Consider the following 17,820-nt stretch of genomic DNA (forward strand, 5'->3'; position numbering starts at 1 on the left):
AACGGGAGGATGCCATGACGACACTCGAGCAAGATCGTGCGACCGAAGTCGAGGCGGCGGATCGCCCGCTCAGCGCCTTGGACCGCTGCGACAGCTGCGGCGCCCAGGCATATGTGCGAGTGATGCTCAGCGGCAGTGAGCTGCTATTCTGCGCCCACCACGCCCACAAGCATGAAGAGAAGCTGCGCCCGATGGCAGATGTATGGCACGACGAGAGCCACCGCCTCGGGGCCTAGAACTTTCCCGCAGCATACACGAAGCGCCGCCCCTCGAATCACTTCGAGGGGCGGCGCTTCGGCTATGCGCCTGCTGGCGACTTACTCCAGGTAGTCGCGCAGCTGCTGCGAGCGTGAGGGGTGACGCAGCTTCGCCATCGTCTTCGACTCGATCTGGCGAATACGCTCGCGCGTCACACCGAAGGTGTCACCGATCTGATCGAGCGTCTTCGGCATCCCGTCACCGAGGCCGAAGCGCATGCGGATCACTCCGGCTTCGCGCTCGGAGAGCGAATCGAGCAGCTGCTCGAGCTGCTGCTGCAGCATCGTAAAGCCCACCGCGTCGGCCGGCACGACCGCTTCGGTGTCCTCAATGAGATCACCGAACTCGCTGTCGCCGTCTTCACCGAGCGGGGTGTGCAGCGAGATGGGCTCGCGCCCGTACTTCTGCACCTCGACGACCTTCTCAGGGGTCATGTCGAGCTCGCGGCTCAGTTCTTCAGGGGTGGGCTCGCGGCCGAGATCCTGCAGCATCTGACGCTGCACGCGCGCGAGCTTATTGATGACCTCCACCATGTGCACCGGGATGCGGATGGTGCGAGCCTGATCGGCCATGGCGCGCGTGATGGCCTGGCGGATCCACCAGGTCGCGTAGGTCGAGAACTTGAAGCCCTTGGTGTAGTCGAACTTCTCAACCGCGCGGATCAGGCCGAGGTTGCCCTCCTGAATGAGGTCGAGAAACTGCATCCCGCGTCCCGTGTAGCGCTTCGCGAGCGACACCACGAGGCGCAGGTTCGCGCCGAGCAGATGGCTCTTCGCGCGCTGGCCGTCACGAGCCACCCACTTGAGTTCACGGGTGAGCTTCTTCGAGAGGCCCTTCTCAGTCGCGAGCTTCTCCTCCGCGAACAGGCCTGCTTCGATTCGCATCGCAAGCTCGACCTCTTCAGCCGCATTCAGCAGCGCGACCTTGCCGATCTGCTTGAGGTAGTCCTTCACCGGATCCGCGGTTGCGCCGGGGATTGCGGTAGTGACAGTGGGCACGTCCTCCTCATCGGAGGCTTTGAGCACGATCGCACCGGTGGGAAGAGGCTCGGCCACCACGGGGCTGGGCTTCTCCTCCTCGGCTTCTGCGTTCTCTTCGTCGACCTCGGCGTCGACTTCGTCGAGCAGATCATCTTTCTTGCTCGCGCGACGCCCGGCAGGCTTCTGAGCTGCCGACGCGGCCTTCTTGGGCGCAGCCTTCTTGGCCGCGGGGGCTTTCTTCGCCGCCGGCGCCTTCTTCGGTGCCGCGGCCTCGACGACCTCCTCCGTTGCGACCTGATCGGCCGTCTCGGAATCCTTCTTCGCCGCCTTCGCGGACGTTGCACGAGTCCTGGTCGTGGATGCAGTTGCCACGCAGCCGCCTCTCTGTCTGGTGTCTCCGCCTGAGCCGTCGATGGCATCGACGAGTGCTCACAGCATGAAAACCCATGTCAAGCCCGTCGTATTCCCGAGCACGGGATAACGCCGGATTGAATGGGCTACAACCTCTATTATTGCATGCCGAGCGCGCCCCATCTGACAGCCGCTGCAGTGCCCTCAGCGACCGCCGCCGACTCCGCTATCGCCGTCCGATCCGGCGCCTGAATCATCGTCGGAATCGGATCCGGTTTGACGCTCCGCGAGGAAGCGCTCAAGCTCGCTCGCCAGCTGCTCCGCGGTCGGAATCATGCCGTCTTCGCCGATCAAAGGCGAACGGATGGTCTGATCCTCCATATATGCGTCGTAACGCCCCTCAAGCGTGCGCACCATATCGAGCGACTCCTGATTTCCGGCGATCTGCTCGTCAACCTGCGTCATGAAACGACGCGAGGCCTCGCGTACCGAGTCGGTCGACAGGATCAGCCCTGTTGCCGCCATGATGCCGTCGAGAGCCGCGTAGAGGGCCTCCGGGTACTCGGTATTCGCGAGATAGTGCGGGATCAGCAGCGCGAATCCCACCACCTCCTCACCGAGGCTGTGCAGCCGATACTCGAGCACATGCGCCGCAGAGGCCGACAGCCGAGTGGTCGGACGCCACACCGAGCGCTCCTCGATGAGATCATCACGCGATCCGCTGACCGTCATCGATATCGGCCGAGTGTGAGGCACCGGCATGGGAAGCGCGTGCGACCACACCGTGATCGAGACCTCGAACTCGTGCACCAGCAGCAGCACCGTGTCGATGAACTGCTCCCAGCGGAAGTCGGGTTCGTACCCACTCAACAGCAGGAACGGCTTGCCGAGCTCGTCGTGCACGAGGCTGAGCATGAGCTCCTCGGGAGAGTAATCGACGAGGTGATCCTCATCGAAAGTGATGACCGGCCGACGCGCGCGGTAGTCGAGCAGCAGGTCTGCGTTGAAACGCACCAGCTCTTCAGGCTCGTAGCGATCCCAGAGATACTCCTCGAGCTGCGAGACCGCGCCGCCGGCATCGGTCAGCCCCTGCATGGCAACAACGAGCGGCAGGCCGCGCGGCACCCGCGCCCGTCGCTCGGCGTAGTCTGCGGAGAAGATCGAATCGGTCACGCCTCCATCCTACGAAGCCACGAGCACGGCGCGCCCGTGCGCCGTCACGCCGACAGCGAACCGGCCCGCCGCATGCCGAGCACCCGAGCCACCACACAGTGCCGGGTGTAGGCTGGACGCAGTGCGCCCGACACCACCCCGGGCCGCCGAGACACATTGCGAACACCCCGAGGGAGATCCCACTTGGCCGATCAGCAGTTTGACATCGTCGTTCTGGGCGGCGGAAGCGCCGGCTATGCAGCCGCCATCCGTGCGACGCAGCTCGGCTTCAGCGCCGCCGTCATCGAAAAGGACAAGCTCGGCGGCACCTGCCTGCACCGCGGTTGCGTGCCCACCAAGGCCCTGCTCCACTCTGCCGAGATCGCCGATGTGGCGCGCGACGGTGAAGCATACGGCGTGCTCACGAGCGTTTCCGGCGTCGATATCGCAGGCGTCACCCGATTCCGCGAGAACCTCGTGGCGGGTAAGTTCAAGGGCCTGCAGGGTCTCCTCAAGGCCAACGGCATCACTGTCATCGCCGGAGAGGGCCGCCTCGTCTCCCCCACCACGGTGCAGGTGGGCGAGGATCGCATCAGTGGCAAGCACGTCGTGCTCGCCACTGGTTCGTTCTCACGCTCGCTTCCCGGGCTTGAGATCGGTGGCCGCGTCATCACCAGCGAGCACGCACTCGAACTGCATGAGATCCCGAAGCGAGTAGTCATCCTTGGCGGCGGCGTGATCGGTGTGGAGTTCGCCAGCGTGTGGCGTTCCTTCGGCTCTGAGGTCACCATCGTGGAGGGTCTCCCCCACCTGGTTCCCAATGAAGAGGAGTCTGTCTCTAAGCAGCTCGAGCGCGCCTTCCGCAAGCGTGGTATCGACTTCAAGATTGGCGTGCGCTTCAAGTCGGTCACTCAGGATGCAAACGGCGTCTCGGTGTCGCTCGAAGACGGCACCGAGCTGGCAGCCGACTACCTGCTCGTCGCCGTCGGTCGAGGCCCCGCGACGCAGGGCCTCGGTTTCGAGGAGATCGGGATCGCAATGGATCGCGGCTTCGTGCTTACCGATGAGCGGCTCGCCACCAACGTGCCCGGCGTCTACGCCGTCGGCGACATCGTTCCCGGCCTGCAGCTCGCGCACAGGGGCTACCAGCAGGGCATCTTCGTTGCCGAAGAGATCGCCGGTCTCGCACCTGTCGTGGTGCAGGACGTCAACATCCCGAAGATCACCTACTGCGACCCTGAGATCGCGTCCGTCGGGCTCACCGAGGCCAAGGCTAAAGAGCAGTTCGGCGCCGAGAACGTGAGCAGCTACGAGTACAACCTCGCGGGCAACGCGAAGAGCTCGATTCTGAGCACCGCCGGCACGGTGAAGGCCGTGCGCGTGAACAACGGCCCCGTGGTGGGTGTGCACATGATCGGTGCCCGCGTTGGCGAGCTCGTGGGCGAAGCACAGCTCATCGTCAACTGGGAAGCGTACCCAGAAGACGTCGCCCCCTTCATCCACGGCCACCCGACCCAGAACGAGACCATCGGCGAGGCCATGCTGAAGCTCGCCGGCAAGCCGCTGCACGCCATCTGAGCGCGGCGACAGACTTTTACGAACGAAACAGGAGATAAGCACGATGAGTGAATCGGTGGTCCTCCCCGCACTGGGCGAGAGTGTGACCGAGGGCACGGTGACCCGCTGGCTGAAGAACGTGGGCGATACCGTCGAGGTCGACGAGCCCCTGCTCGAAGTCTCGACAGACAAGGTCGACACCGAGATCCCCTCCCCCGTCTCTGGCGTGGTGGAAGAGATCCTCGTGCAAGAGGACGAGACCGCTGAGGTCGGTGCCGTGCTCGCACGCGTGGGTGACGGCAGCGGTGCATCCGCTCAGAACGCGGCGCCTGCTGCTGCGGCTCCCGAGGCGCCCGCTGCACCTGCCGCTGAAGCCCCCGCGGCCCCGCAGCCCGCAGCTGCTCCCGCGCAGCCCGCAGCGGCGCAGGAAGCACCGGCTGCCGCCACCTCCGCTGACGCGCAGGACATCGTGCTGCCCTCCCTCGGCGAGAGCATCACCGAGGGAACGGTGACCCGCTGGTTGAAGAGTGTCGGTGAGACCGTCGAGGTCGATGAGCCTCTCCTTGAAGTGTCGACAGACAAGGTTGACACCGAGGTGCCCTCGCCGATTGCGGGCGTGCTGCAGGAGATCGTGGTGCAGGAGGACGACACCGTCGAGGTCGGCGGCGTGCTCGCGCGCGTCGGCAGCGGTGCCGTTGCCCAGGCCGCCCCCGCCCAGCCGGCGGCCGAGGCCACCCCCGCGCCAGCGGCCCCCGCCGTTGAACAGCCCGCGGCAGCCGAGGCTCCCGCACCTGCTGCCGAGACGGTACAGCCGACCGCGGCACCCGCTGCGGCACCCGCGCAGCCCGCAGCTGCTGCTCAGCCCGCTGCGGCACAGCAGCCCGCTGCCCAGGCGCAGTCGACTGCCTCCGCAGGCTACGTGACCCCGATCGTGCGCAAGCTCGCTCACGAAATCGGCGTCGACCTGTCGGCGGTCGCCGGCACCGGTGTTGGTGGCCGCATCCGCAAGGAAGACGTGCTGGCCGCCGCCGAGACGACGAAGAGCTCGGCACCGGCAGCAGCAGCTGCCCCCGCGGTGCAGGTATCGGAGCTGCGTGGCACCACGCAGAAGATGAGCCGCCTGCGCAAGGTGATCTCTGAGCGGGCCGTGGCATCGCTGCAGAGCACCGCACAGCTCACCACCGTCGTCGAGGTCGACGTGACGCGCGTCGCGCGTCTGCGTCAGGCGAAGAAAGACGAGTTCCTGCAGAAGACCGGCTCGAAGCTCTCTTTCCTGCCGTTCTTCGCTTTGGCCGCTGCTGAGGCGCTGCGCACCTACCCGATCATCAACGCGACCGTTGACGGCGACTCGATCGTCTACCCCGATACCGAGAACATCAGCATCGCGGTCGACACGGAGCGCGGTCTGCTCACCCCGGTGCTGCGCGCCGCTGGTGAGAAGAACCTCGCGCAGATCTCGGGCGAGATCGCGGATCTTGCCGAGCGCACTCGCGACAACAAGCTCACCCCCGATGAGCTGAGCGGTGGCACCTTCACCCTCACCAACACCGGTTCGCGTGGGGCGCTCTTCGACACACCGCTCGTGTTCCTGCCGCAGTCCGCGATTCTCGGCACCGGCGCTGTGGTGAAGAAGCCTGTTGTGATCTCGGGCCCCGAAGGGGATTCGATTGCGGTGCGCTCGACGGTCTACCTGGCACTCTCTTACGATCACCGCATCGTCGACGGTGCAGACGCCGCCCGATTCCTCACCCAGGTGAAGCAGCGTCTTGAGGCCGGCGATTTCGAGGGCAACCTCGGCATCTGATCCGCATCAGAACCCGCGTGGGCCGCGGTCGCCTTATCGGCGGCCGCGGCCCATTTCATTGCATGGGTCTTGCCACGGCGCGGGCGTGATCCTCTGGCGCAACGCATAGGAAATCGCATCGCACGCGAATTGTAGGTCCCACTGGCCTCCGAACGCCTCAATATCGCCCACGGCCTCTTCGAGAGCCTCACAGACGAGCCCGGCAGCTCCGGTGGTGTCCCAGGCGCGCACGGCGCTCGTGAGGCGACGCATCGGCAACCCAATTGCCGTGCATCCTCGATCGTGGGTGTGGGCGTCTGGCGAACGGCCTGATCCACCGCGGGGGTCTGCGCAGCCGCCCAGTGACCTGAGTTCGATTCCTGCGAGGCAGATCCGCTCCACCCTGGCCGCGAGCCGCGAGGCACTTCCGGCCCGCGTGACCGTGCGTGCGCTTCGTCTCATGCCGCCCCCTCTGCGACTCCCGGAGATGAGCCCGGGCGCGACACCAGTCTCGCCGGTGCGCGACTGTGAACGACTCTTACAAAAGGCATCTGTGGAGAACTCGCCCGAAGTTCGCCGAATCCTGCTGCTGTGAGCGAACATCCGACTCCCTACGGGTGTCGAGAGGCGCCGCGCGGTCGGCAGGCACGGCAAGAGCCGATATCCTAGATGGCATGGCAGCAGAGAAGGCGAAGCGCAACGGTCGCATCAGGCAGATGGTGGAGATCTACAAGACCACCAAGGTTCACGATCGCAACCTCCCCTGGGTGCTACTGCTGTGCTTCATCGCCCCCGTGGCAGTCTCCGTGCTGCTCGCGTGGCTGCTGCCCGGCGGCTGGTTCGGGTGGATCATCTGGCCGGTCACGGGTGTGCTCGTCGGTATCCTGCTGGTCATGATCATGCTCGGCCGACGCGCCGAACGCATGGCGTACCAGCAGATCGAAGGGCGACCGGGTGCCGTGGGCGCGGTTGTGCAGAGCGCTCTGCGCCGCTCCTGGCGCGGATCCGAGGTTCCCGTCGCGATGAACCGCAACCAGGATGCGGTCTACCGTGTGGTGGGCCGCGGAGGCGTCGTGCTGATCTCGGAGGGCTCCCGCCAGCGCACCGAGCGCATGGCTGCCGACGAGGAACGCAAGATCAAGCGCGCGCTTCGCAACGTCGAGGTCGTGCACCTGTATGTCGGGCCCGACGGCGACGGCGTTCCGCTGCCGAAGCTCTCAAAGACACTGGTTCGCCTGAAGCCCAAGCTCAACCGCAATGAGGTTGCTGCGGTCTACAACCGGCTCTCCTCGCTACAGGCCACACCTGTGGGCATCCCCAAAGGCATGGACCCCAATCGGGTTCGCCCGCAGCGCCCGCGTTGAGCCCCATGCCAGCGCCCTCCGCTCCGCAACGATTCGGCGATCTCGAGCCCAGCAAGTGGCCGGGTGAGCGCCTCGGTCTCCCCGATGCGGGCCCGCGGTCCGTTGCCCGGCTCGGCCGCCGAACGCTCGCGATCCTCCTCGACTGGGGGCTCGCCGCACTGCCGGCGTACCTGCTCATCGGGGGCGCTCATCCCGAGTGGTGGAACTACCTGATCTTCGCAGTGATGCAGATCGTGTTCATCCCCACCATCGGCGGTTCCATCGGTCACCGCCTGCTCGGTATGCGCGTCGTGCCGATCGCCGGTGGTTGGGTGGGCCTGTGGCGGCCAGTGGTGCGCACGCTGCTGCTGTGCCTCGTGATCCCGGTGCTCGTGTGGGACTCCGATCAGCGCGGCTTCCACGACAAGATCGCAGGGACGGTGCTGATCCGTGCCTGATCCTGTTCAGGGCTATCCGCACCCCCGTGTAACACCCGCGAAACACACGAATCACGGATTTGAAATCAGGCTCGCATAGGCTGGTACCAAGCAATCGGCCTGCGACGTCGTGAACGCACGGCCGATCTGACATCGAGGAGCAGTATGTTCACCACCCCCAAAGAAGTGATCGACTTCATCAAGGAGACCGACGTCAAGTTCGTCGACATCCGCTTTGTCGACCTCCCCGGCGTGCAGCAGCACTTCAACATCCCGGCATCCACCGTCGACCTCGAGTTCTTCGAGATCGGGCAGATGTTCGACGGCTCTTCGATCCGCGGCTTTGCAGGCATCGCTGAGTCCGACATGCAGTTGATCCCCGATGTCAGCACCGCCTACATCGATCAATTCCGCGCCGAGCGCACCCTTATCCTGGTCTGCGACATTTTCAACCCGCGCACCGGTGAGATCTACTCGAAGGATCCCCGTCAGATCGCGAAGAAGGCAGAGCAGTACCTCGCCTCCACGGGCATCGCCGACACCGCGTTCTTCGCACCCGAAGCCGAGTTCTACATTCTCGACTCGGTGCGTCATGAGACCACCCCCCGCCGCACCTTCTTCGAGATCGATTCCGAGGAAGCCGGCTGGAACTCCGCCCGCGCCGACGAGGGCGGCAACCTGGGCCACCACACCCCAGCCAAGGGCGGCTACTTCCCTGTCTCCCCCGTTGATAAGCAGGCGGATCTGCGTGACGATATTTCGCTGCGACTGATCGAGGCTGGTCTCCAGCTTGAGCGCTCACATCACGAGGTTGGCGCTCCCGGCCAGGCGGAGATCAACTACCGCTTCGACACGCTGGTAAAGGCTGCCGATGATGTGCTGAAGTTCAAGTACATCGTCAAGAACACTTCCGAGCTGTGGGGCAAGACCGCAACCTTCATGCCGAAGCCTGTCTTCGGAGACAACGGTTCGGGCATGCACACCCACATGTCGCTCTGGAAGGGCGGCGAGCCGCTGTTCTACGACGAGAACGGCTACGCTCAGCTCTCGGATGTGGCCCGCTGGTACATCGGCGGCATTCTGCACCACGCGCCGGCGCTTCTCGCGTTCACGAACCCTACGATCAACAGCTACCGCCGCCTGGTCAAGGGCTACGAGGCGCCCGTCAACCTCGCCTACTCGGCGGGCAACCGTTCGGCTGCGGTGCGCATCCCGCTCACCGGCTCCAATCCGAAAGCGAAGCGCATTGAGTTCCGCGCACCCGATGCCTCGGGTAACCCCTACCTCGCGTTCGCCGCGCAGCTGATGGCCGGCCTCGACGGCATCCGCAACCGTATCGAGCCGATGGAGCCGATCGACAAGGATCTCTACGAGCTTCCCCCGGAGGAGGCGAAGAACATCCCGCAGGTACCCGGCTCGCTCGACGAGGCCCTTGATGCACTCGAGGCGAACCACCAGTTCCTCCTTGAGGGCGGTGTCTTCAGCGAAGAAGTGATCCAGACCTGGATCGACTACAAGCGCGAGTACGAGATCCTGCCAATGGCAGTGCGCGTGCACCCCTTCGAGTACGAGCTGTACTACGGGGTGTAACGACCCGTATTTCCGATGCGAAGCGCCCCTCACCACTCTCCGTGGCGAGGGGCGCTTCTCTGCGCCATCAGACCTCTGCAGCGCCCGTTTTCAGTGGTCGTTGACCCCGGATGAGGGTGCATGGAGACCGCACTGAGGTCGCGACGGCATACGGTTGGAGGTGCTGCGGCATTATCTCGAGGCTTTTCGTGCGGTGTCTGAACAGCCGCGGTACTACGCTGACCTCAAGGCATTGAGACTCGAAGGGGAGCCGCTCATGGAAACCGTTCTGTTCATCACCCAACTTTTGGTCGTACTCGGTTGCATCGTAATGGGCACACGCTCCAGCGGTGTTGGGCTTGGGCTTTGGGGCGGCACAGGTGTAGCGATCCTCGTATTCGTCTTCAGGCTCACACCCGGAAACCCGCCGGTAGACGCATTGCTCATCGTGCTTTCAGTCGTCCTCGCCTCTTCGATGATGCAGGCCGCCGGTGGCATCGATTGGCTCGTTTCCGTGGCTGCAAAACTCATCGCGAAGAACCCCAAGCAGATCACGCTCGTCGCCCCGCTCGTCTCATTCGTATTCTCAGTCGGAGCCGGCACTTCGAACATTCTCTACCCGTTGCTGCCTGTCATCCAAGATCTGTCGTATCGCAATGGCATTCGCCCCTCGCGGCCGCTGTCGCTCTCAGTAGTCGCGACTGGTGTAGCCCTCGCCTGCAGCCCGGTGTCAGCTGCAATGGCAGCAATGGTCACGCTCACCGATGTCGCGCCCTGGAATTTCGAGCTCATCGATATCCTAAAGGTGACCATTCCAGCTGCCATCGTGGGCATCGTGTTGTCAAGCTTCATCGTCAATCGAATCGGCGCGGAGATCTCCGCGGACCCTGAGATCCAGGCGAAGATCACGTCAGGAGAGATTCCACCGCCTGGGGACTCTGGGGCCACTGTCCAGGCAAATGTTACTGTCACCAAGTCGGGGCGCAATGCAGCGCTGGTCTTTCTCCTTGGCGTTGTTGCCATCGTCATATTCGGGCTCTGGAAAGGTCTGCGCCCACTCGACGGAGCCGGTGACCCAGTTTCTATGACGCCGATTATTGAAATCGTGATGTTTGCGGTCGGCACGATCATCTTGCTCGTATCTCGCCCAAAAGTCGCGGAGATACCGACCACAACAGTGTTCAAAGCAGGCATGGTGTCGGCAATTGCGCTCTTCGGTCTCGCCTGGCTCACCGACACCTTCCTTTCGGCGCACACCGATCTCATCGCTGGTGGTGTTGGCGCGCTCGTAGAGGTCGCCCCGTGGATCTTCGCGCTCGGCATCTTCCTCGTCTGCGTTCTCACAACGAGCCAGTCAACCGCCACCCGCACCATCGTGCCCATCGGCTTGGCTGCAGGCGTACCGCTCGGACTGCTGTCGGGCATGTGGGCCGGAGCATTTGCAGGTATCTATCTTCTGCCCACGAATGGTTCGCAGATTGCCGCCGCGAACTTCGACACCTCTGGCTCGACGAAACTCGGCACCAAGCTCTACGACCACTCGTTCTTCGTACCGACGTTGGTTCTGGCTGCGATTACCATCGTGTTCGGCGCATTGTTCGGTGCGCTCTGGGGCGGGTAGCGCTACGCTCCCCAGATCATGCACTTTCGCGGAACAGATTCCACGATCGCATACAGCTGCGGGCGATCATATCAATGTGCGCCTGATCCTCGTCGACCCAGTCAATTCCGGGCCGGTGGAGCTCTTCCGTCGCAGCTTCACCGAGCAGAAACTCACGAAGAAACTCTGCCTGTACCGCTCCGAGCACAAGTCCAGCTGCTCTGGCTTCCTCCGCGAGGTCTCGAAACTTCTGGCCGTCGACAAGAATTTCTTGGCTTCCGAGGTATGGCTGGTTGAGCGCGACATCTTCAGGCTCGCGTACTTGGAAGCCCTCCCGGTGTGACTCGGCCAGCCGTCTGAGACCTGCAGGGAGCATGGTCGGAGGATCGTCGGGGCCTCGCGACTCGCCGCGAGCATCACCTCGGTTCGACAGAGCCACCACTCTTGGCAGCCGATCTTGGAGCAGGCGCTCGACGTTCACCGCTCCCTCTCGTGTGGTGGTGGTGTTCATCGTGTCGTGAAACGAGAGTCGGGTGAAGCTGCCTCCATGTTCGAGCCCGCGAGCTACGAATCTGTCTACGAGATCTTCACAGGTGCGCTGGTAGACGTCGACACCTTGCTGAGCGGTGGTAGCGAACGCGTCAACCAGCCGATCGAGGTCTGCGGAGTTCTCGGGAATCTCAATTATTGGAAAGAAGGAGAAGGTCACCGGCCGGATCGCATCAACACCGGTGAGGTCAACTCTCTGCCAGGGACCCGCCGCCCTCACGCGCGCAATCGCCTCGGCTAGCTTCGCGCGCACGTCATCTGGCTTCGCGCGATTCGGGTCGCGCACGAGACGCGGATGCGGGTTGATCACAGCAACAATTCGAGGATCGATCTCGGCCCAGCGCTTCACAACGCCTGCCGTGGCAACGTCCGAGAAGTCATTCTGCAAGCGTCGAGTGAGAGCGGGTGAGATGAACTCCGCGATCTCTTCAGGAATTGCGGAACCTGAATGCGGGGTGGTCACGAGAACATCAGCTTGCGAAATAGCCTGCTCGAGCGTGCGGCCACCGTTAGTCTTCCCCTGCCAATGCGTGATTTCGTCGGCAGAAAACGTTGTACCTGCGGAAATGAGATCGAGACCGCTCATGGCCTCAGCGTAGCCGCCCGGACAGGGTTTCCCAAGGAATGCTCTACAACGGAGCTTCGGAAGCCCGCCAGCACCCCGCGAGATGGTCGTCGACCATGCCGGCCGACTGCATCAGCGCGTACATGGTGGTCGGCCCCACAAACCGGAAACCCCGCCGGCGCAGCTCCTTGCTCAGTGCCGTCGACTCGGGCGTGGTGGCAGGCACCTCCGCCATCGAAGCGGGGCGCAGGCGGGCAGCGTCACCCGAAGGCGCGAACGACCACATCAGCAAGTCAAGTTCGCCTCCCCGCATGTCACGCACCAGAGCAGCATTGCCGATCACGGCGGTGATCTTCGCGCGATTGCGCACGATGCCGGCATCGGCCATCAAACGAGCAACGTCATCGGCATCGAACTCTGCGACCCTGGCTGGTTCGAAACCTGCGAATGCCTCACGAAAATTGGGCCGCTTGCGCAGGATCGTGATCCACGAGAGCCCCGCCTGAAAACCTTCCAGCGACATCTTCTCGAACAGCGCACGGTCTCCCCGCAGCGGAATACCCCACTCTTCGTCGTGGTAGCGGCGGTACTCCGGGTCGTCTCCGACCCAGCCGCAGCGAGCGATTCCATCAGACCCCGTCACGATCGTGTTCACCAAGACAGGCTATCAAGCCGAGCCATCCGGCACAGCAGAAGCCCCCGGCCGCAGGGCCGGGGGCTTCGCTCTTTCGTGTCAGGCGACGTCGCTGTCGCGTGGCTCACCGATCAGGATTCGAGTTCGTCTTCGAACTCAGCACCGTCTTCAGCGAGGAGGGCCTCGAGAAATGACTGTAGGTACTGCATAACGATCAGATTACGCTTCGGTAACGCTGTAGGGAAGACCTGAGCGTGAACTTCGTGATGATATTGCGTATCGTGACGGTGAACGAGGTCACGGCAGTGGGAAGCGCACGTCCTGATCCGTGTAACCGAAGAACTCGCGCTCGAAGACGGTGCGGGCACGACGGGACACCGCGAACCAACGCTCCTCAAGCTCGAATGTGCGGCCCCGAGGCAGGTCGAGCACCCCGGCAATGCCATCAAGATCGCTCCGATCGACAGGCAAAGAATCAGAAGAACGGCCCGTCCACAGCTTCAAGGCACTGCGCACCCGGCTCGCGAACCGCCACGAGTCGGCAAGGTGCTCGGCATCGATCGGATCGAGCAATTCGAGCTCGCTCGCCGCCGCCAAAGCGCGCAACGTCGAAACCGTGCGCAATGCTTCGAAGCGAGCTCCCTCGCGCAACTGCAGCAACTGCACCAACCACTCAACGTCGCTGATGCCGCCAGGGCCAAGCTTTAAATGCCGGCGCGGATCCGCCCCCTGCGGCAGCCGCTCCGCCTCGACGCGGGCCTTGATCCGCCGCACCTCCCGCACCTCAGCGTCACCGAACTCCGTGGGATAGCGGATCTCATCGGCCAAGGCAATGAAATCGGCGCCCAGCGCGGCATCACCCGCCACCACCCTGGCGCGCAGCAGCGCCTGGGCCTCCCACGTCACCGACCAACGCCGATAGTAGGAGCGGTACGCCTCAAGGCTGCGAGCGAGCGGGCCGTTCTTCCCCTCGGGCCGCAGATCGAAATCGAGGTCGACAGGGAAACGCGGATCCGAAACCAGCCGGCGCAGCTCCGAGATCAGCCGCACCCCCTCACGAGAAGCGAGATCCGGAGCCACCCCCTCAGGCGCGCGGAACACCGCGACCACATCGATATCGGAGGCGAAGCCGAGCTCTCCCCCGCCGTAACGGCCCATTCCCACAAGCGCGACCTCAAGCGGTTCGCCTTCCCACTTCGCGGCAGCATCGAGCCTGATCGCGGTGAGCAACGCGTCGAGCAGCGCAGTGTGCGCCGCATCAAGCCCCGCAGCAACCTCGGCCTCGCCGATGACCCCCGTCACCCTGCCCATCGCCAGCCGCAGCACCTCGCGCCGGTGCACCGTGCGCAGCGCAGCAGCAGCTGCCTCTGCGCCGTCACGGCGTGATGAGAGCGAACGCATCTCAGCAAACAGTTGATCACGGCCCACGGGGCGCAATTGCTCATCGCGCTCCAGCCACGCCACCGACTCTGGCAGGGACTCGAGCAGCTCGGCGGCGAAACGCGAGCACGACAGCACCCGGGTCAGCCGTTCGGCGGCCTCCGTGCCGTCGCGCAACAGACGCAAATACCAGGGCGTTTCACTGTTCGCCTCGCTCACGCGGCGAAACGCGAGCAGACCGAAATCGGGGTCGGTGCCCTCGGCGAGCCACTGCAGCAGCACCGGCATGAGATTGCGTTGGATGCGCGCCCGCCGGGAGGTGCCGCGGGTGAGCGCGGCGAGGTGCCGCATCGCCCCGTCAGGATCGCGGAAGCCGATGCTCACGAGACGTGCGCGCGCCTCGTCGCTGCCGAGCACGAGTTCTTCTTCGGGCAGGGCTGCGACCGCGCTCAGCAGCGGCGCGTAGAAGATTTTCAGGTGCAGCTCGCGCACTTCACGCTTGGTGCGCTCCCAGCGCTGCAGCATGTCGGTGCCGGTGGACGCGAGGCCGGAAGCGCGGGCGAGCACCCGCAGCGCCTCATCGTCGGTGGGCATGATCGCGGTACGACGCAGCTCGCGCAGTTGCAAACGGTGTTCGAGCACCCGCAGAAAACGGTAGTCGGCGGCGAGCCTGTCGCCGTCACTGCGAGCCACGTAGCCGCCCTCGACAAGCGCGCGCAACGCCGGCAGCGTTCCGCGCAGATGCAGACGGTCATCGTATTGGCCGTGCACAAGCTGCAGCAGCTGCACGCTGAACTCGATGTCGCGCAAGCCGCCGGGGCCCAGCTTGAGCTGCACTTCGAGCTCGTCGTCTGCGATGTGTTCGGTGACGCGCTGCCGCATACGCTGCACCGAGCCCACGAAATCTTCGCGCGACGCCGACGCCCACACCAACTGCCGGGTGCGCTCCACGAACTCGCCGCCGAGTGCGAGATCGCCGGCGAGGGGCCGCGCCTTTAGCAGGGCCTGGAACTCCCACGCCTTCGCCCAGCGCTCGTAGTAGCTGAGCATCGAGCCGAGCGTGCGCACGAGGGCACCGTGGCGCCCCTCCGGGCGCAGATTGGCGTCGAGTTGCCACAGCGGCGGCTCAAGCAACGGATCGTGGATCCCTCGCATGGTTTCGCTCGCGAGGCGGGTGCCAACGCGGATCAGCGCATCACCGTCGAGTACGTCTTCATCTGCGCTTGCGGCGATGAAGACCACGTCGACGTCGGAGACCACGTTGAGTTCTTCTGCCCCGCATTTGCCCATCGCGACGACCGCGAGCTGCGCGGCGGCAATACGCTCGGGTGCGATCTGTGGGCCGGCTCCGCCAGCTGCGAGGGTGGCCCGTGCCACCGCGAGTGAGGCCTCGATCGCAGCACCGGCGAGCGCTGACAGCGACAGCGCGACCTCTTCGAAGACGGCGGGCGCATCGCCTTTGGCGCCGCGCCTCAGATCGAAAAGCATCAGTTCGGCGAGCAGTTCGCGGTAGCGTACCCGCAGCGCGTTCCAGCCGGCCTCAGCTGCGCGCACCTGGCCGGCGCCATCCCCGCCATCGGCATTGGTGTCGACAACCGCGTCAAGCAGCGCGGTGCGCGCTTCTTCGGCGCTGATCACCCGGCCACCGCGCTCGAGAATCTCGCCGAGCCGCTCGGGGCGCCTGGCGAAGAAGTCGCCCATCGCCGGTGAGGCACCGATGAGCAGGCAGAGCCGCCGCAGCTGCGAGCTGCTGAGCGCCCGCAGCTGCTCGGGGTGGGCATCGGCGAGATGTCTGATGCGGATCAGCGCGGCGTCGGGATCGGCCGCACGTGCATACGCCTCGAGCAGTGCACCGACGGGCGCCTGGAGCGCTTCGGCGAGAGCGTGCAGCTCGCCTCGCGCGGAGGAGAGCTCCCTGAAGCCAGCACGCGCCACTTCGGCGAGGCGCAGGACTGTCGGCTCGACCACGCTGGGATGCCCCTTAGATGGTGTCGAGCATCGAGCCGAGCTCGTAGGGTGTGACCTGCGAGCGGTACTCGCTCACTTCGCGCCGCTTGTCTCGAATGAGGTAGGCGAACACCTGCTCGCCCAGCGTCTCGGCAACCAGTTCGGAACGCTCCATCACCGCGAGGGCGTGGTCGAGGCTCGTGGGCAGCGGATCGAAGCCCATCGCACGGCGTTCGCCGTCGCTGAGCGCCCACACGTTGTTCTCGGCCTCGGGCGGCAGCTCGTACTCATCACGGATGCCTTTGAGACCAGCGGCGAGCAGCACCGAGAAGCCCAGGTAGGGGTTCACTGCACTGTCCATGCCGCGGTATTCGACGCGTGCGGCACCGCCCTTGCCGGGCTTGTACATGGGCACCCGCACGAGCGCCGAGCGGTTGTTGTGCCCCCAGCTGACAAAGGAGGGCGCTTCGTCGCCGCCCCAGAGACGCTTGTAGGAGTTGATGAACTGGTTGGTGACGGCAGTGATCTCTGGTGCGTGTCGCAGCAGACCCGCCACGAAGCGGCGGCCCGTCTGCGAGAGCTGGTAGAGGGCGCCCGGATCATAGAAGGCGTTCGTGTCGCCCTCGAAGAGCGAGAGATGGGTGTGCATACCAGAACCGGGGTGCCCGACGAGCGGCTTCGGCATGAAGGTGGCGTGCACGCCCTGCGAAATGGCGACCTCTTTCACCACGGTGCGGAAGGTCATGATGTTGTCGGCCATGGTGAGGGCGTCGGCGTAGCGCAGATCGATCTCGTTCTGGCCGGGGCCGGCCTCGTGATGGCTGAACTCGACTGAAATGCCGAGTTCTTCGAGCATCGCAACGCTCTCACGGCGGAAGTCGTGGGCGGTGCCACCGGGCACATTGTCGAAGTAGCCCGCGCGGTCGACCGGGATCGGGCCCTCCGGGCCGTACTCTGCCGACTTCAGCAGGTAGAACTCGATCTCGGGGTGAGTGTAGAAGGTGAACCCCTGCTCGGCAGCCTGCGCGAGGGTGCGCTTGAGCACGTTGCGGGGGTCGGCGACGGCGGGTTCGCCGTTGGGGGTGCGAATGTCGCAGAACATGCGTGCGGTTGGCGCCGACATGCTGCGCCAGGGCAGCAGCTGGAAAGTCGACGGATCGGGCACCGCGAGCAGATCGGACTCGTAGGCGCGGGTGAGCCCCTCGATGGCAGAGCCGTCGAAGCCGATGCCCTCGCTGAACGCACCCTCGACCTCGGCAGGCGCGAGCGCCACTGACTTCAAGGTGCCAGAGACATCGCTGAACCAGAGCCTGACGAACTTGACGCCCCGCTCCTCGATGGTGCGAAGAACAAAATCGCGCTGTTTGCTCACGCCGGCTCCGTTCGCTCAGTTGACGGTCATGGACAGACTAGCGCGCCCCTGTGACATCAGTGTTTCGGGGAGCGGTGCACTGTCGCCTACGAATCTTCTCTGGCGTCTTCTTCGGCCCACTCCCGGGCGCGCTCCTGCAGCTTGGCGGGGCCGTTCTCCGCCTCTTCGCGCGTTGCGAACGGGCCGATCCGATCGATTCCGAGCGACTGCGGCCCTTCCTCGACCTGCCCGGTGCGCGTGTTGTACCAGTACGTGGTCTCGGAGTCGTCGACTCCCCAGTCCTGCTTGCTCATCGTGGCCTCCTCGCTCAGCGCGGATCGCGCGTTCTTCGACACCCGTCGGC

Annotated in this window: 14 protein-coding genes; 7 read left to right on the plus strand and 7 right to left on the minus strand. The window is 64.7% G+C overall.

Features of this window, described 5'->3' with window-relative positions; genetic code table 11:
• The first annotated feature begins 14 nt into the window (after nucleotides 1-14).
• The gene (locus tag WFI54_RS01365; RefSeq protein WP_336651007.1) at nucleotides 15-236 is read left to right on the plus strand and encodes a DUF7455 domain-containing protein; all 222 of its coding nucleotides are present in this window, start codon (nucleotides 15-17) and stop codon (nucleotides 234-236) included.
• An 81-nt stretch (nucleotides 237-317) separates the two neighbouring features.
• Here the strand turns inward: WFI54_RS01365 and WFI54_RS01370 are convergent, their stop codons facing one another.
• Nucleotides 318-1,610, minus strand: a complete 1,293-nt coding sequence (locus WFI54_RS01370) for an RNA polymerase sigma factor (RefSeq protein WP_336651008.1) — start codon at nucleotides 1,608-1,610, stop codon at nucleotides 318-320.
• A 183-nt stretch (nucleotides 1,611-1,793) separates the two neighbouring features.
• Nucleotides 1,794-2,762 carry a proteasome assembly chaperone family protein gene (locus WFI54_RS01375; protein ID WP_336651009.1) on the minus strand — a complete coding sequence of 323 codons (969 nt, stop codon included), beginning with the start codon at nucleotides 2,760-2,762 and terminating at the stop codon, nucleotides 1,794-1,796.
• 183 nt (nucleotides 2,763-2,945) lie between these two features.
• On the opposite strand from WFI54_RS01375, the gene lpdA reads away from it, so the two are divergent.
• The 6 genes from lpdA to WFI54_RS01405 all read left to right on the plus strand — a co-directional run bounded on the left by lpdA (nucleotide 2,946) and on the right by WFI54_RS01405 (nucleotide 11,051).
• On the plus strand, nucleotides 2,946-4,319 hold the full coding sequence (gene lpdA / locus WFI54_RS01380; RefSeq protein WP_336651010.1) for a dihydrolipoyl dehydrogenase: 1,374 nt from the start codon (nucleotides 2,946-2,948) through the stop codon (nucleotides 4,317-4,319).
• Between the two features lie 43 nt (nucleotides 4,320-4,362).
• Nucleotides 4,363-6,102 (plus strand): 2-oxoglutarate dehydrogenase, E2 component, dihydrolipoamide succinyltransferase, encoded by a 1,740-nt coding sequence (gene sucB, locus WFI54_RS01385; RefSeq protein ID WP_336651011.1) that lies wholly within the window; start codon nucleotides 4,363-4,365, stop codon nucleotides 6,100-6,102.
• A 653-nt stretch (nucleotides 6,103-6,755) separates the two neighbouring features.
• Entirely contained in the window at nucleotides 6,756-7,445 is a 690-nt protein-coding gene (locus WFI54_RS01390; RefSeq protein ID WP_336651012.1) for a DUF4191 domain-containing protein, read from the plus strand.
• 5 nt (nucleotides 7,446-7,450) lie between these two features.
• A complete protein-coding gene (locus WFI54_RS01395; protein WP_336651013.1) occupies nucleotides 7,451-7,882 on the plus strand; it encodes an RDD family protein in 432 nt (143 codons plus the stop codon).
• A 144-nt stretch (nucleotides 7,883-8,026) separates the two neighbouring features.
• Complete coding sequence (gene glnA, locus WFI54_RS01400; RefSeq protein ID WP_336651014.1) at nucleotides 8,027-9,451, plus strand: type I glutamate--ammonia ligase; 1,425 nt, start codon at nucleotides 8,027-8,029, stop codon at nucleotides 9,449-9,451.
• A 193-nt stretch (nucleotides 9,452-9,644) separates the two neighbouring features.
• A complete protein-coding gene (locus tag WFI54_RS01405) occupies nucleotides 9,645-11,051 on the plus strand; it encodes an anaerobic C4-dicarboxylate transporter family protein (protein WP_336651015.1) in 1,407 nt (468 codons plus the stop codon).
• A 16-nt stretch (nucleotides 11,052-11,067) separates the two neighbouring features.
• Here WFI54_RS01405 and WFI54_RS01410 read toward each other — a convergent pair whose 3' ends face one another.
• The 5 genes from WFI54_RS01410 to WFI54_RS01430 all read right to left on the minus strand — a co-directional run bounded on the left by WFI54_RS01410 (nucleotide 11,068) and on the right by WFI54_RS01430 (nucleotide 17,770).
• Nucleotides 11,068-12,165 carry an N-formylglutamate amidohydrolase gene (locus tag WFI54_RS01410; RefSeq protein ID WP_336651016.1) on the minus strand — a complete coding sequence of 366 codons (1,098 nt, stop codon included), beginning with the start codon at nucleotides 12,163-12,165 and terminating at the stop codon, nucleotides 11,068-11,070.
• A 43-nt stretch (nucleotides 12,166-12,208) separates the two neighbouring features.
• On the minus strand, nucleotides 12,209-12,799 hold the full coding sequence (locus WFI54_RS01415) for a DNA-3-methyladenine glycosylase I (protein ID WP_336651017.1): 591 nt from the start codon (nucleotides 12,797-12,799) through the stop codon (nucleotides 12,209-12,211).
• Between the two features lie 276 nt (nucleotides 12,800-13,075).
• Nucleotides 13,076-16,126 (minus strand): bifunctional [glutamine synthetase] adenylyltransferase/[glutamine synthetase]-adenylyl-L-tyrosine phosphorylase, encoded by a 3,051-nt coding sequence (locus tag WFI54_RS01420; RefSeq protein ID WP_336651018.1) that lies wholly within the window; start codon nucleotides 16,124-16,126, stop codon nucleotides 13,076-13,078.
• Between the two features lie 13 nt (nucleotides 16,127-16,139).
• Nucleotides 16,140-17,477 carry a glutamine synthetase family protein gene (locus WFI54_RS01425; protein WP_336651019.1) on the minus strand — a complete coding sequence of 446 codons (1,338 nt, stop codon included), beginning with the start codon at nucleotides 17,475-17,477 and terminating at the stop codon, nucleotides 16,140-16,142.
• Nucleotides 17,478-17,563: 86 nt separating this feature from the next.
• Complete coding sequence (locus WFI54_RS01430; RefSeq protein ID WP_336651020.1) at nucleotides 17,564-17,770, minus strand: methionine aminopeptidase; 207 nt, start codon at nucleotides 17,768-17,770, stop codon at nucleotides 17,564-17,566.
• Between the last annotated feature and the right edge of the window lie 50 nt (nucleotides 17,771-17,820).

Source organism: Leucobacter sp. MMO-125 (assembly GCF_037148395.1).
In the GTDB taxonomy this organism is placed as follows: domain Bacteria; phylum Actinomycetota; class Actinomycetes; order Actinomycetales; family Microbacteriaceae; genus Leucobacter.

Coding starts and splice junctions, on each gene's coding strand:
- WFI54_RS01365 (WP_336651007.1), top strand. CDS start 15: ATGACGACACTCGAGCAAGATCGTGCGACCGAAGTCGAGGCGGCGGAT.
- sucB (WP_336651011.1), top strand. CDS start 4,363: ATGAGTGAATCGGTGGTCCTCCCCGCACTGGGCGAGAGTGTGACCGAG.
- WFI54_RS01390 (WP_336651012.1), top strand. CDS start 6,756: ATGGCAGCAGAGAAGGCGAAGCGCAACGGTCGCATCAGGCAGATGGTG.
- WFI54_RS01395 (WP_336651013.1), top strand. CDS start 7,451: ATGCCAGCGCCCTCCGCTCCGCAACGATTCGGCGATCTCGAGCCCAGC.
- glnA (WP_336651014.1), top strand. CDS start 8,027: ATGTTCACCACCCCCAAAGAAGTGATCGACTTCATCAAGGAGACCGAC.
- WFI54_RS01410 (WP_336651016.1), bottom strand. CDS start 12,165: ATGAGCGGTCTCGATCTCATTTCCGCAGGTACAACGTTTTCTGCCGAC.
- WFI54_RS01430 (WP_336651020.1), bottom strand. CDS start 17,770: ATGAGCAAGCAGGACTGGGGAGTCGACGACTCCGAGACCACGTACTGG.